This is a genomic window from Kribbella sp. NBC_01484 (assembly GCF_036227145.1).
GTDB lineage: Bacteria > Actinomycetota > Actinomycetes > Propionibacteriales > Kribbellaceae > Kribbella.
Window position 1 is genome coordinate 7,766,281 of sequence record NZ_CP109437.1, and the last position, 13,270, is coordinate 7,779,550.

Consider the following 13,270-nt stretch of genomic DNA (forward strand, 5'->3'; position numbering starts at 1 on the left):
TCCTACCAGCTGCCGCCGCCTCCGCCGCCCCCGCCACCGCCGGAAGAGCCCCCGCTGAAGCCGGAGGAACTGCCGCCGCCTCCCCCGCTGCTGGCCGGGGCGGGCGGCGGGTCGAAGGTTTGGGCGAGGGTGGAGCCGACCAGGCCGGCGGTCCAGCCGGAGGTGTAGTACGACGGCCCGCTGTACCAGTACGGGTCGGGCGTCAGGCGGCCGGCGGCGACCAGTTGCTCGCAGACCTTCTGCCAGCGGTCGGCCAACTCGAACGCGATCGCCCACGGGAGGTACTTGCTGAAGATGTCCTCCCCCTCCTCGAACCGCAGCTGGTCAGCCTCAGCGGTGGCCAGGTACTTCCGGAACCCGATCAGCTGATCCGCGACCGCCCGGCCGGCCGGGTTCCGCTGCCCCTTGCCGCGCTTCGCGATCCAGATGCCGACGGCAACGAGTACGGCGACCACCGGAACCACGATCACGATGCCGCGCCCGAGCCCACCGGTCGCCGCACCGGTGATCGTTCCGGCCAGCCCGGCCCCGAACACCCAGATCGCGATCATCCCCATGCACGCGCAGCCAAAGCCGTTCTTGAACACCGATCCGCCGCCCGCCCGCGGCATCCGCAGGTACCACCCACGCTGCTTCACCTGATCCCGCAGCGCCGCGATCATCCCGTCGTGCGCCTGCTCCATCCTGTGGTCACCCACCTTGCCGCGGCGCAACTTGATCTCCGACCCCGGCTGCAGCGACGGGAACAGTCCCGACATCAGCACCTGCTCGTGCGGCGCCGTCGCGACCGCCGGGTTCAGCAGCACGGCCTTCTGCTTCTCCCCCGTGCTCTCGATCCGTATGCCGCCACGCACCGCCATGTCGATCAGCGTTGCGGCTGTCTCCGTGGTGGTCGCCTTCGCGTCGATCAGCAGGCCGCCCTCGGCCACCGGGATCCGCGGCGGCGCGAACGCGACCGGGATCTGGTCCTCGGTCAGGTCGTCCTTCACGGGCTCGGCCGCGACTCCGTTCGGTGGGAACGTGCCAGGCGGCATCCCGGCGAATCGCTGGTCCTTGTTCCCGTTCCGCGAGTACAGCACCGCCACGGCGATCGCGGCCAGGCTCACCGCGCCCGAGCCGATCAGCGCGAGCCAGGACAGCCCGTTGCGCTCCATCCAGCTCGGCGGGTCGACCACGATCGGGGCGTCGTTGCTGACCACGCCGGCCTTGATCCCGGCAACGATGGTCATCTGCTCGCCCGGAGCGAGGTTGGCAGCGCCGAAGATCCCCTTGCCGTCGCTCACGGTGTTCAGACAGTCCTGCGTCGAGCCGGCGGTCCCCTGGAAACACTGGGTCTGCTGCACACCTTCCGGCACAGTCACGGTGACGTCGACCCGCTTGAGCTCGGCGTCCCAGGCCGATCCGGTCGCGTCCCAGTAGAGCTCGCTGTGGTCCGCGAAATGCCGGAGTGCGCCGCGGACGTCGTACGTGATCACGTACGTCGCGTCGTACCCGGAGATCGTCTGGTTCGCGGAGCCGATCTTGATCCGCATCGTCTCGTACCGGTCCTGGTTGGACGACGTCGTCTCGGTGCTGAACTCGCTGGACACGCCCGGGCTCGCGGACACCTTGATGTTCGAGACCTCGTACTCCTGGTCCTTCGAATCGTCGTCCTTGTACGGCTCCCGGGTCACCAGGTCGCGGTAGATGCCGTGCCGGCCGGTGCTTCCGAAGGTGTACGCGATGGTCTCCTTCACCTGCAGCACGCCGTCAGGGGTCACGGTGTAGTCGATCGTGAAGTTCTTCACCTCGTCGCCACTGGCGGCCGACGCGGGAAGTGCGAAGCCGGCCAGGGCCAGTGCGGTGACGAGCATGGCGATCGCGGTGAGAAGTGCCCTACGCATGCTGTGACAGTACCGACGGCGGGGGTCCGCCGGTGGGAGGCGGCCCGCGGCGGCCAGCGGCCGACGGGTCAGGCGAATCCGGAACGTGATGGCTCTTGTGCGAAGTGGCCGTTGGGGGAATGGTGGGTGGACCAGGAGGAACGTCATGGCAGACAAGGCGAACACTTCCCAAGGCACCGGAGCCGCGCCCGCTGTGGACAGCCCGGACGCCATCCGCAACGTGGTGCTCGTCGGCCCGTCCGGGTCCGGCAAGACCACTCTCGTCGAGGCCTTGCTGGTGGCCTCCGGCGTCCTGAACAGACCCGGCACCGTCCTGGACGGAACCACGGTGTGCGACTTCGACGACGCCGAGATCCGGCAGCAGCGCTCGGTGGGCCTGTCGCTCGCCTCGCTGCCGCACGACGGCGTCAAGGTGAACCTGATCGACACCCCCGGGTACGCCGATTTCGTCGGCGAACTGCGGGCCGGACTCCGCGCCGCCGACTGCGCGCTGTTCGTGATCTCGGCGAGCGAGGGCGTCGACGAGCCGACCAAGGCGCTGTGGCAGGAGTGCGACCAGGTCGGGATGCCGCGGGCCGTCGTGGTCACCAAGCTCGACCACGCCCGCGCCAACTACCAGAACGCGCTCGCCACCGCGCAGGCCGCGTTCGGCGACAAGGTGCTGCCGCTGTACCTGCCCGCTGGTGACGGGCTGATCGGGCTGCTCTCCCAGACGTACTACGGCTACGCCGGGGGCAAACGCACGACCTCGGCCCCGGAGTCGTCGTACAGCGACCAGATCGAGGAACTGCGCGGCACTCTGATCGAGGGCATCATCGAGGAGTCCGAGGACGAGTCGCTGATGGATCGGTACCTCGAGGGCGAGGAGATCGACCAGAAGGTGCTGATCGACGACCTCGAGCGGGCCGTCGCGCGCGGCTCGTTCTTCCCGGTCATCCCGGTCTGCAGCGCGTCCGGGATCGGCACGTTCGAGCTGCTCGAGGTCGCGACCAGCGGGTTCCCGTCGCCGCTCGAGCACACGCTGCCCGAGGTGTTCAGCCCACACGGTGTGGCGCGCAAGGGCCTGACCTGCGACCCGGATGGACCGCTGCTGGCCGAGGTGGTGAAGACGACGTCGGATCCGTACGTCGGCAGGGTCAGCCTGGTGCGGGTGTTCTCCGGCACCATCAGGCCCGACACGACGGTTCACGTGTCGGGCCATTTCACGTCCTTCTTCGGTGCGCAGAACTCGCACACCGATCACGACGAGGACGAGCGGATCGGCTCACTGTCCTTCCCACTGGGCAAGGTGCAGCGGCCGGCGCCGGCCGTGGTCGCGGGCGATCTGTGCGCGATCGGGCGGCTGACCAGGGCGGAGACCGGCGACACGCTGTCCGACAAGGCGGATCCACTGCTGCTCAAGCCGTGGACGATGCCCGAGCCGTTGCTGCCGATCGCCGTCCAGGCGCATGCGAAGACCGACGAGGACAAGCTGAGTGGTGGGTTGCAGCGGCTGGCGGCCGAGGACCCGACGCTCCGCATCGAGCAGAACCCGGAGACCCACCAGATCGTGCTCTGGTGCATGGGCGAGGCCCACTCCGACGTCGTACTCGACGCCTTGGCCAACCGGTACGGCGTGACCGTGGACACCGTGGAGTTGCGGGTGCCATTGCGGGAGACGTTCGGCGGGAAGGCGAAGGGCCACGGGCGGCACGTCAAGCAGTCCGGTGGCCACGGTCAGTACGCCGTCTGCGACATCGAGGTGGAGCCGCTGCCGCAGGGGTCCGACTTCGAGTTCGTCGACAAGGTGGTCGGCGGCGCGGTGCCGCGGCAGTTCATCCCGAGCGTCGAGAAGGGCGTGCGGGCGCAGATGGAGAAGGGTGTCCACGCCGGGTATCCGATGGTGAACATCCGGGTCACGCTGCTGGACGGGAAGTCGCACAGCGTCGACTCGTCCGACATGGCGTTCCAGATGGCCGGCGGGCTGGCCTTGCGCGAGGCCGCGGCCGCGACCAAGGTGAACCTGCTGGAGCCCGTGGATCTGGTGTCGGTGCTGGTGCCGGACGACCTGGTCGGCACCGTGATGAGCGATCTGTCCGGACGGCGTGGGCGGCTGCTCGGCACGGACAAGGTCGGCGACGACCGGACCCTGGTGAAGGCCGAGGTACCCCAGGTGGAGATCACCCGCTACACGATCGACCTGCGGTCGCTGTCGCATGGCTCGGCGTCGTTCAGCCGGCAGTTCTCCCGGTACGAGCCGATGCCGGAGTCGGCAGCGGCGAAGGTGAAGTCGACCTGACGACTGTGCGCCGGCTCAGCCCTTGGTGTCGCGGCTGAGCCGGCGGCGGACGTCGCGGGACTTCAGGTACGCGGCGACGTCGTCGTACCGCTCGCTCTGGTTGGCGAACTCGATGTACGAGCGGACGCGGTGCAGCCAGTCGAGTGTCGACGGCTTGACCGTTGGCAGCGCCTCGGTCAGGTGCCGCATCGCGAGCGGCGGCTCGCCACCGCCGGCGAGCGCCTCGTCGATCACCCGGTCCACACCGCGCTCGATCAGCGCGCGCAGATCCGCGCCGCTGAACATCGGCGTCTGACCGGCGAGCGCCTTCAGATCCAGTCCGTCGGCCGGCACCTCCTTCACCAGCACGGACAGGATGTCGGCCCGTGCGGGCTCGTCCGGCGGCGGCACGAAGATCACCCGATCGAACCGGCCGGGTCGCAACATCGCCTCGTCCACGTCCCAGGGCGCGTTGGTCGCGGCGAGGACGAGCAGACCCTCGTTCTCGGAGCCGATCGCGTCGAGCTCCTGGAGCAGTACGTCGACCAGCCGGCGGGCCTCGGATCCGCCGTGCTTGTGCCGGGCGAAGGCCAGTGCGTCGAGCTCGTCGAGGAACAGGACGCACGGCGCGTTCGCGCGGGCGCGCTCGAAGGCTTCGTGCAGGTTGCGCTCGGAGACGCCGAGGTACGGGTCCATCACGTCCTCGATCCGGACGTTGACGAACGGGAGACCGCACTCCCCCGCGGTCGCCCGCGCCAGCAACGTCTTCCCGCAGCCAGGCGGGCCGTAGAGCATCACGCCGCCGCCCGACTTCCGCCCGTACTTCTCGTACAGCTCCGGGCGGCTCAGCGGCAGGATGACCATCCGGTGGATGACCCGCTTGATCTCCTCCATCCCACCGACCTGGTCGAAGGTTGTGGTCTCCTTCGGCGTCTCCACGTCGTACGGCGTCTCTGCCTCGGGACCGACCTTGATCCGCACCCCGCTGCGCTCCGCGATCATCCCGTCGACCAACTGCTGCAGCCGACCGGTCCCCTCGACCACGCCCTGCAGACGGGCCGCCTCGAGCAAGCTCCGCAGCAGCGCAAGCCGCCCGTTCGCCGCCGCCAACTCGCCGACCGGCACGAACTGATCGTCCGGAAGCCCCTGCTGATCGAGGAGTACGACGTACTGGTCGAGCGCCTCCTCGGTGTCACCGGCAGTCACCAGCGACTCAGCCAGGACGAGCCGCAGCAGGACGTCGTCCGGGTTGGCCTCGACCGCCTTACGCAGCGCGACAATCCGGTCGTTGGTCATGTTCCCCACCTTCGGTTGAGCCAGCGGCGGACGAGGGGTGGGACCACCCAGGAGTACACGCAGAAGCCCAGCCAGATCATCGCGAACGCGAACGACAGCGGTCCCAGACCGGCGATCCGGAGACCGTAGATGATCGCCACCGCGCCGATCCAGACGACCAGCGGGTTGAGCCGCGCGAACGGCCGCAGCGGCAGCATCAACGGATGGTTGATCAGCTTGGCCTGACGAGCAGCAGCACGCAGGTCCGCGTCGCCGGGCTGGGACGCGGCCGCGGAGGCGAGCGAGGTGTACCCGGATCGTGAGTCGCCGGTGAGCATCGACGCCGTACCGTGCAGGGCCCGTGCGTTCGGGTCCTCGGGGTCGTGGGACAGAGCCTCGGTGCTGTGGCGGTGCATGTCGCGGTCGTTGCCGAGGGCGAACGCGACCTGCGCGCGAGCGGCGGAGACGGCGGCGCTCTCGGGAGCGTACGAGGCAGCGCGCTCGACAAGAGCGCTCGCCTTCTCGGCCTGACCGGCAGCGAGGCAGACGCGGGCGTAGCCGATCAGGAGGTCGGGGTCGTTCGGGTCCAGGCTGAGGCCCTGGAGGAAGGCGGCCTCGGCTTCGGGGAGTTGGCCCTCGGAGCGCAACGAGGAGCCCAGGACCTGGAGGAGCGGCGGGAAGGGGCCGTACTGGGCCAGGCCGTCGCGGAGTACGTCGATGGCCTCGGCGTTCCGGTCGAGGGTGTGCAGAGCGGCGCCGCGGAACATGTACGCGCGGTAATCGAGGGCCGCGTTACCCGTCAGGCCCTGGAGCTCGTCCAGGGTGCGCTCGGGGTGGCCGATCTGGAGCCAGTGGCCGGCCATCCGGAGGCGGGCCTCGGTCGGTTCGTTCACAAGACCCTCGCAGCGATGAGCAGGATCAGGGCTTCGGCGATGGCGCCGCCGATCGTGGCCGCGATGCCCGGCCCCCAGAGCGAGCCGTAGTCGGTGCCGCGGAGCTGGAAGGCGCGGTCCATCGGGCGCTGCAGCCGGAGCTGGGCCAGGCAGGTGAGGATGGCCACGACGCGGATGCCGACACCGAGACCTGACGCGAGGTCGTCGTCGCCGTTCAGCAGGCTGGAAACGGCGATCACGGCCACGAGGCCGCCGGCGCCGATGAGCAGGATGAGGCGGCGCTTGGCCGCATCCACGCCGAGGCGGCGGGCGTTGAGCGAGGCGATGATCGTCGAGCCGATCACGCCGCCGAAGAAGGCGACGTACGCCTGCGACATCAGCCGCCACGGGCGCACCGACATGTCCACACCGGCGCCGATCGTCGGGCGCAACAGTTCGTCCGGCATGGGGCTCCTCGGCGGGCAGGGTTCGGCTCGCGCAGTGTATAGCCTGAGGCGATTCCGCCCTCCCCGTTCCTCCCGGCCGGCGCCGGCGCGGCGGGGCACTAGCCTGGGGCGATGAGCGAGAACTGTGTCTTCTGCGGGATCGTGGCCGGCACCATTCCGTCGACGCCGGTGGCCGAGACCGACCGGGCGATCGCCATCATGGACATCAATCCCGCGACGGCCGGTCACCTGCTCGTGATCCCGCGAGCGCACTCGACCGACCTGCGGACGGCGGACGCCGAGGATCTGACCGCGGCGACCCTGCTCGCGCAGTCGCTGGTCGGCCGGGTGATCGAGCGCCTGAACGCCGACGGCGCCAACCTCCTCAGCTGCATCGGCGCGGCCGCGTGGCAGTCGGTCTTCCACACCCACCTGCACGTCATCCCCCGCTACCAGGACGACCCGCTCCAACTCCCCTGGCACCCGACTCCGGGTGACTTCGACCAGATCAACGCCATCGCCGCGAAACTGGTGTAACACTTCCCCACCCCCAAGACACTGCGGGGCTGACCGCACCTAACCAGCCCTGGAGTTGTCATGCTGCAGACAACAACCGCACCCCGTTCGCGCGTGGGCGCGCGACTCGCGCCGCTCTGGGTCGCCGCCTTCCTGCAAGGGGTGGGCTTCTGGGTGCCGGTCGAGAAGCTGTTCGTGACCAGCATCGGGTTCGATGCGGCATCCATCGGACTGATGGCCGCCGCGTACGCCGTGATGACGCCACTGGCCGAGGTCGTGTCCGGAGTGCTGGCAGACCGGTGGTCGCGGCGCGGGGTCTTGATGGTCGCGGGCGTCGCGCTGACGGTGAGCGTCTTCATCGGTGCGGTGAGCCAGAACGTGGCGACCTACATCGTGGCGGCGCTCATCCTCGGGATCTACTTCGCCATGTACTCCGGCACCGTCGAGGCGATCGTGTACGACGTGGTGCTCGAGGAGACCGGTGACAGCGCGGAGTACGAGCGCCGGATCGGCCGGGTCCGCTTCGTCGAGAGCGTCGCCCTGGTAGGCAGCGCCCTCGCAGGCGGCTGGATCGCCGCAGCCCTCTCGCCCCGAGCGACCTACTTCCTCACCCTGCCGTTCGCACTCCTCTACCTCGTCGCCCTGACCCGGCTGCGCGAACCCAAGTTGCACCAGACCGCCGAGTGCACCTCGCTCCGGGACCACCTCCGAGTCACCTACCGCGCGATCACCGACCGCGGCCGGCTGATCCCGATCGCGGCCGCCACGGTGATGGCCGCGATGATCCTGCAGGCGATGTTCGAGTTCGGGCCGCTCTGGTTGATCACGCTCAAGACCGAGGCCGGGTACTACGGCCCGTTCTGGGCGCTCCTGGTCGGCACGCTCGGCATCGGCGGCCTGCTCGCGAACCGGATCCACCTCGAGCGACCGCTCCCGCTCGCGGTCGTCGTACTGACCATGCTCGCGGCGTGCGTGACGATGACCACGAGCCGCAACCTGGCCGTGCTGACGGCCGCGATGACCGCGCTGACCTTCCTGCTCGTGGTGATCGGCATCCACCTCAGTCGCCTGCTGCACGACGCCGTACCGTCGACGATCCGGACCGGCGTGGCGTCCGGGGTCAGTGCGGTCTCGTGGATGCTGTTCACTCCGTTCGCGCTCGTATTCGGTGCCGTGAGCAAGCATGCCGGTGTGTACGTGTCCGGCTGGATGATCACCGCTGCGGTCGCGCTCGGCGGGGCGGCGCTCGTCTGGGTTCAGCGGCATGCTGACGCACTACGCTGAGCCGATGACGGACGACGCCCTCCTGGAGCGGTTGCGCGCCGGGGACGAGGACGCGTTCGGGGCGCTCGTGGACGGATGGTCCGGCGGGATGCTGCGGCTGGCCCGGTCGTTCGTGTCGACCGAGGAATCGGCCGCGGACGTCGTCCAGGAGACGTGGCTCGCGGTGATCGAGGGCATCGACCGGTTCGAAGGCCGGTCGTCGCTGAAGACCTGGGTCTACCGGATCCTCACCAACACGGCCAAGCGGCGCGGCGTCCGCGAGCACAAGGTCGTCCCGATGAGCAGTGTCGACGACAGCGGCCCGACCGTGGACCCGAGCCGCTTCCGGCCGGCGGGCGATCCCTTCCCCGGTCACTGGTGGGATTTCCCGCCGGCCTGGCCGTCCCCCGAGCAAGGCCTGCTCACCGCGGAGGTTCGCACCCACCTCACCGACGCCCTGGCCGAACTCCCCGAGCGCCAGCGCCTGGTCGTCGTACTGCGAGACGTCGAGGGCTGCCCGTACGACGAAGTCTGTGAACTGCTCGGGATCACACCGGCCAACCAGCGGGTCTTGTTGCACCGGGCGCGCACGTTCCTGCGCGGCAAACTGGAGGAGTACTACCGACGGGAAGGTGATGACTCATGAGCGACCTCGAGTGCCGTGAGTTCGTCGAGCAGGTCACGGCGTTCCTCGAGGGCGCCCTGAGCACCGAAGCCGAGCAGGACTTCGTCGACCATCTCGCCCTGTGCGACGGCTGCGAGCGTTACCTCGACCAGATCCGCCAGACGTCGCAGGCACTCACCGACCTGCCCGCCGACGGTCTGCCGGGTGACGCCCGCAGCGCACTCCTCAACGCGTTCCGCGATCGCCGCTGATCGACGCGAAGAACTCGCGCACGTCCTGCAGCGACTGGCCGAGCGCTACCGCCGCGCGACCAGCTCGTAGACGGACAGCAACTCCGGGAGCAACACCGACCAGTCATAACGCGGTACGGCGCTCAGTCCCGCGGCGCGGAGCTTGTCACGCTCGTCCGGCGAGCTGAGGAGCCTCAGTGCGCGAGTGGTGAGCTCACCCACGTCGCCTGGCTCGAAGAGCTCCCCCAGCCGGCCGCCGTCGAGCACCTGGCGGAAGGCGGCCAGGTCACTCGCCAGCACGGGCGCTCCGGCGGCCATGGCTTCGAGCAGGACGATGCCGAAGCTCTCACCGCCCAGATGCGGCGCGACGTACAGATCCGAACCGGCCAGCATGTCCGCGCGGGCCTCGTCGTCGACAGCGCCCAGGAACAGGACGTTGTCGCGACAGTGCGCCGGCAGCAGGCGACGGGCCTCGTCGGCCTGACCGGCGCCGGCGACCAGGATCTTCAGTCCGGGACGTTCGGCGACCAGCGCCGGCACAGCCTTCATCAGAACGCCGAGGCCCTTGCGATGCTCGTCCAGCCGGCCGAGGAAGCTGATCGTGCCGTCGGCGCCCAGCCACTCCCGCCGCGGACTGCCCTTGAAGTGAGCGGTGTAGAGCCCGTTCGGGATCACCACGGCCTCGCCGCCGATGTGCTGGACCATCATCGAGCGAGCGTTCTCCGAGACCGCGATCCGGGCGTCGATCTTCTCCAGCGCCGGCCGGAGCAGACCGGCCGCCGCACTCATCGCGCGCGACCGGACCTGCCAGGTGTGGAACGTCGCGACGAACGGCCCCTCCGCCGACCAGAGCGCGATGATCGACGCACTCGGCGTGGTCGGCTCGTGCACGTGGACGACGTCGAAGTCACCCTCGGCCAGCCAGCTCTTCACTCGGGCGGCCGTGCGCGGCCCGAAGGTGACCCGGGCGACCGAGCCGTTGTACGGGACCCCGACCGCCCGGCCGGACGAGACGACGTACGGCGGAGCCGCGTCGGCGTCGTCGACCGGAGCCAGAACCGACACCTCGTGGCCCAGCGCCAGCAGCGCCTCGGCGAGGTCGCGCACGTGGTTCTGTACCCCGCCGGGCGTGCCCAGCGAGTACGGGCACACCACACCGATCCTCACGGAACGATTCTTACTGGTCCAGGAAAATCCTCTGCAGCATGTGCCAGTCCTGCGGATGTGCCGCAATCCCCTGGGCGAACGCGTCCGCGCAGCGCTGCGTCATCGCGGCCATGCCCCCGTCGGGGTCGATGGCGTCATGGAAGGTGATGACGAGGTCAGGCCCGTCGTAGTGCAGGGTCACCGGGATGAGCGGCGCACCCGTCCGCAGGCTCAGCGCGGCCGGACCGGCCGGCATCCGGGACGGACGGTCGAAGAACGTCACCGGGACCCCCCGCTCGGACAGATCCCGGTCGGCCACGAGACACACGAATGCGCCCGCGCGCAGGCGTTCCGCGAGTACGCCGATGACGTCCTCATCACCGCCCGTCAGCGGGAGGACCTCCATGCCGAGCTTCTTGCGATAGGCGATGAAGCGATCGAACAGCGACTCAGGCTGCAGACGCTCGGCCACGGTCGACACCGGCATCCCGGTCAGGCCCGCCCAGGCGCCCGCGTGGTCGTAGTTCGCGAGGTGCGGCAGCGGGCAGATCACACCGCGCCCGGCGGCGTACGCGTCACGCACCAGCTTCTCGTTGACCGTCCGGACCCGCCCGACGATCTCCTCGTCGCTCCACTCCGGCAGCCGGAACGCCTCCTGCCAGTAGCGCAGGTACGACCGCATCCCCGCCCGCGTCAGCGCGTCGAGCTCCGCCTCGGTCGCGTCCGGACGGACCACGGCCAGATTGCCGCGCAACCGCCGTACGCCGCGCCCGTTCCGGCGTACGACGCGGTCCGCGGCCTGGTGGAACAGCCACGTGACGGTCCGCTCGGGCAGGCGTCGTACCAGCGCCCAGGCGAGCGCGAACGCCAGATCGACCGCCCGCTGACGGAGGCCGCCCATCCTCAGCTCTGCGCGTCGGGTTCGGCCGGCGGCGGCGTGTCCAGGCCGGCATTGGCCGGGTCGGCCAGGACCTGCTTGCGGACCCCGAGGATCCGCTGGATCACGGTGATCGTGCTCGCGACGGCGACCGCCCAGAGCACGATCACCAGCAGGATCGGGAGGTTCAGGACGTCGGAGAAGAAGGCCAGGATCAGGGTGAACACGAGCCGGTCCGCGCGCTCGGCCAGACCGCCGCTCGCCTTCAGTCCGAGGCTCTCGGCCTTGGCCCGCGCGTACGACGTGACCGCGCCCATCACCAGCGCCCACAGCGTCACCGCCGCCATCAGCGTTGAGTCGCCCGCCTGCGAGTTGGCGTAGTACAGCACCAGGCCGCCGTAGATCGCACCGTCGCCGATCCGGTCCAGGGTCGAGTCGAGGAACGAGCCCCACTTCGACGACGTCCCCGACGTCCGGGCCATGAACCCGTCGATCATGTCGGAGAACACGAAACAGGTGATGACCACGACGCCCAGCCAGAGCTGGCCGCGCGGGAAGAAGATCAGCGCGCCGGCGCACACCCCGATGGTGCCCACGAGCGTGACCGCGTCGGCGCTCACGCCGAGCTTGAGCAGGAGGTTGGCGATCGGCGTGATCACCTTGGTCCAGAACTGCCGGAATCTGTTAAGCATGGCGACGCGATCGTAGTCCAGCCGGATCACCATCAGGTGACAAGCCACCCGATTCCGCCTGCGAAAGACCTGGATTCGCGCGATCCTGGAGGCAGTGCGGCAGGAGGTGAGTGGATGCGGGCCGGGAGCCGGAGCGTGCTGGCGGGTGTGCTCGCTGTGCTGATCGCGGCCGGCGGGTGCTCGGTCGCGCGCAAGGCCAACGAGTCCCAGCCGCGGATCAGGCCGCTGCCGACCGTCGTCCCGACGGTCGTCGCTCCCCCGCAGGCCGAAGGCCTGGACGGTACGGCGGGCGCCCCCGGACCACAGGTGTGTACGGCGATCACCGGCACGCTGACCGCGAAACTCCGCGTCCCCGTCACCGCGAAGCCCAACGCCTGGAACGACGGCGGCCTGCCGTCCATGGATCTGTGCACCCTGCTCGTCCAGAACCGCATGGTGACGATCGGCGTCAGCGCGCTCCCGAGCCAGCCCGACGCGCTCACCCGCCTCATGCACGGCGCCGCGACCATCCAGGCGCTGCCCGAGCTCGGGCCGCGGGCATTGATCGCCGACTCGCAACTCGCCTTCATCACCGGTGACCGGGCCGTCCGGATCACCCCGGCCGGTGGCATCGACAGCGGTGCTCTGAACGGAATCGACCGGGAGAAGGCTGTCACGATCGCGGTTGCGGCGCGGGACGCCGTACCTCGGAACCTGCGGCCGGCGCGACAGGTGGACGCGGCCTGTCAGCTGTCGAACTCGGCGGCCGAGCGGTTCGTCGGGTTGCGTGTGCAGTTGCGTCGGGACTACCGGGTCAAGGGCGCGTTGACCTGCATCTGGGGGACATTCGACGCGACTGTGTCGATCGTCGAGGCGTTCGACCAGCCGAGCATCCCAGAGGCGGAGCAGGTGCCGCCGCCCCGGCTCGCCCCGATCGGCCAGCCGGGCTACTACCTGCCCGAAGCGGGCGAACTCGTCTTCCGCCAGGGCCGCCGGGTCGTCCGGGTCACCGCGCTGACCAACCCGCCGCGCGCAGTCTCCCTCGACGCCCTGACCGGCATCGTCGACCCACTGCTGCCCTTGTTCATACGCTGAAATGACCCGCGGCACCCTGTCGACTTCCACCGGAAGAACTTCACCGACCCCAACCTCGCCGGCGAGTGATCCATCGCGGTCACCCCGTGTTGGCTGAGGCGGGCGATCCGCAGG

The 13,270-nt window shown here is 69.7% G+C and carries 13 protein-coding genes; 6 read left to right on the plus strand and 7 right to left on the minus strand.

From position 1 onward, the window contains the following. Positions 1 to 2: 2 nt before the first annotated feature. Positions 3 to 1,883, minus strand: coding sequence for a DUF2207 domain-containing protein (locus OG555_RS37510; protein ID WP_329477969.1), 1,881 nt, complete (start codon positions 1,881 to 1,883; stop codon positions 3 to 5). 145 nt (positions 1,884 to 2,028) lie between these two features. Here OG555_RS37510 and OG555_RS37515 point away from each other — a divergent pair, with 145 nt between their 5' ends. Continuing rightward, positions 2,029 to 4,161, plus strand: coding sequence for an elongation factor G-like protein EF-G2 (locus OG555_RS37515; protein WP_329477971.1), 2,133 nt, complete (start codon positions 2,029 to 2,031; stop codon positions 4,159 to 4,161). A 15-nt stretch (positions 4,162 to 4,176) separates the two neighbouring features. On the opposite strand, the gene OG555_RS37520 is transcribed toward OG555_RS37515, so the two are convergent. From OG555_RS37520 to OG555_RS37530, 3 genes are read right to left on the minus strand one after another with little or no spacing between them, the layout of a single operon-like run. After that, positions 4,177 to 5,436, minus strand: coding sequence for a tetratricopeptide repeat protein (locus tag OG555_RS37520; protein WP_329477972.1), 1,260 nt, complete (start codon positions 5,434 to 5,436; stop codon positions 4,177 to 4,179). Further along, positions 5,433 to 6,308 carry a tetratricopeptide repeat protein gene (locus OG555_RS37525; RefSeq protein WP_329477973.1) on the minus strand — a complete coding sequence of 292 codons (876 nt, stop codon included), beginning with the start codon at positions 6,306 to 6,308 and terminating at the stop codon, positions 5,433 to 5,435. The genes OG555_RS37520 and OG555_RS37525 overlap by 4 nt, the downstream gene beginning before the upstream one ends. Continuing rightward, positions 6,305 to 6,754, minus strand: coding sequence for a hypothetical protein (locus tag OG555_RS37530; RefSeq protein WP_329477976.1), 450 nt, complete (start codon positions 6,752 to 6,754; stop codon positions 6,305 to 6,307). The genes OG555_RS37525 and OG555_RS37530 overlap by 4 nt, the downstream gene beginning before the upstream one ends. Positions 6,755 to 6,865: 111 nt before the next feature. Between OG555_RS37530 and OG555_RS37535 the strand changes: the two genes are divergently transcribed. From OG555_RS37535 to OG555_RS37550, 4 genes are read left to right on the plus strand one after another with little or no spacing between them, the layout of a single operon-like run. Next, on the plus strand, positions 6,866 to 7,270 hold the full coding sequence (locus OG555_RS37535; RefSeq protein WP_329477978.1) for an HIT family protein: 405 nt from the start codon (positions 6,866 to 6,868) through the stop codon (positions 7,268 to 7,270). Positions 7,271 to 7,330: 60 nt separating this feature from the next. Then, a complete protein-coding gene (locus tag OG555_RS37540) occupies positions 7,331 to 8,533 on the plus strand; it encodes an MFS transporter (RefSeq protein WP_329477980.1) in 1,203 nt (400 codons plus the stop codon). 4 nt (positions 8,534 to 8,537) lie between these two features. Then, a complete protein-coding gene (locus OG555_RS37545) occupies positions 8,538 to 9,158 on the plus strand; it encodes an RNA polymerase sigma factor (protein ID WP_329477983.1) in 621 nt (206 codons plus the stop codon). Further along, the gene (locus OG555_RS37550; RefSeq protein ID WP_329477985.1) at positions 9,155 to 9,388 is read left to right on the plus strand and encodes an anti-sigma factor family protein; all 234 of its coding nucleotides are present in this window, start codon (positions 9,155 to 9,157) and stop codon (positions 9,386 to 9,388) included. The genes OG555_RS37545 and OG555_RS37550 overlap by 4 nt, the downstream gene beginning before the upstream one ends. Before the next feature lie 45 nt (positions 9,389 to 9,433). Here OG555_RS37550 and OG555_RS37555 read toward each other — a convergent pair whose 3' ends face one another. From OG555_RS37555 to pgsA, 3 genes are read right to left on the minus strand one after another with little or no spacing between them, the layout of a single operon-like run. Next, on the minus strand, positions 9,434 to 10,534 hold the full coding sequence (locus OG555_RS37555; protein ID WP_329477987.1) for a glycosyltransferase family 4 protein: 1,101 nt from the start codon (positions 10,532 to 10,534) through the stop codon (positions 9,434 to 9,436). 10 nt (positions 10,535 to 10,544) lie between these two features. After that, complete coding sequence (locus tag OG555_RS37560) at positions 10,545 to 11,414, minus strand: phosphatidylinositol mannoside acyltransferase (RefSeq protein ID WP_329477989.1); 870 nt, start codon at positions 11,412 to 11,414, stop codon at positions 10,545 to 10,547. Between the two features lie 2 nt (positions 11,415 to 11,416). Next, positions 11,417 to 12,082, minus strand: a complete 666-nt coding sequence (gene pgsA, locus OG555_RS37565; RefSeq protein WP_329477991.1) for a phosphatidylinositol phosphate synthase — start codon at positions 12,080 to 12,082, stop codon at positions 11,417 to 11,419. A gap of 114 nt (positions 12,083 to 12,196) precedes the next feature. On the opposite strand from pgsA, the gene OG555_RS37570 reads away from it, so the two are divergent. After that, entirely contained in the window at positions 12,197 to 13,156 is a 960-nt protein-coding gene (locus OG555_RS37570; RefSeq protein WP_329477993.1) for a hypothetical protein, read from the plus strand. Positions 13,157 to 13,270 lie beyond the last annotated feature (114 nt).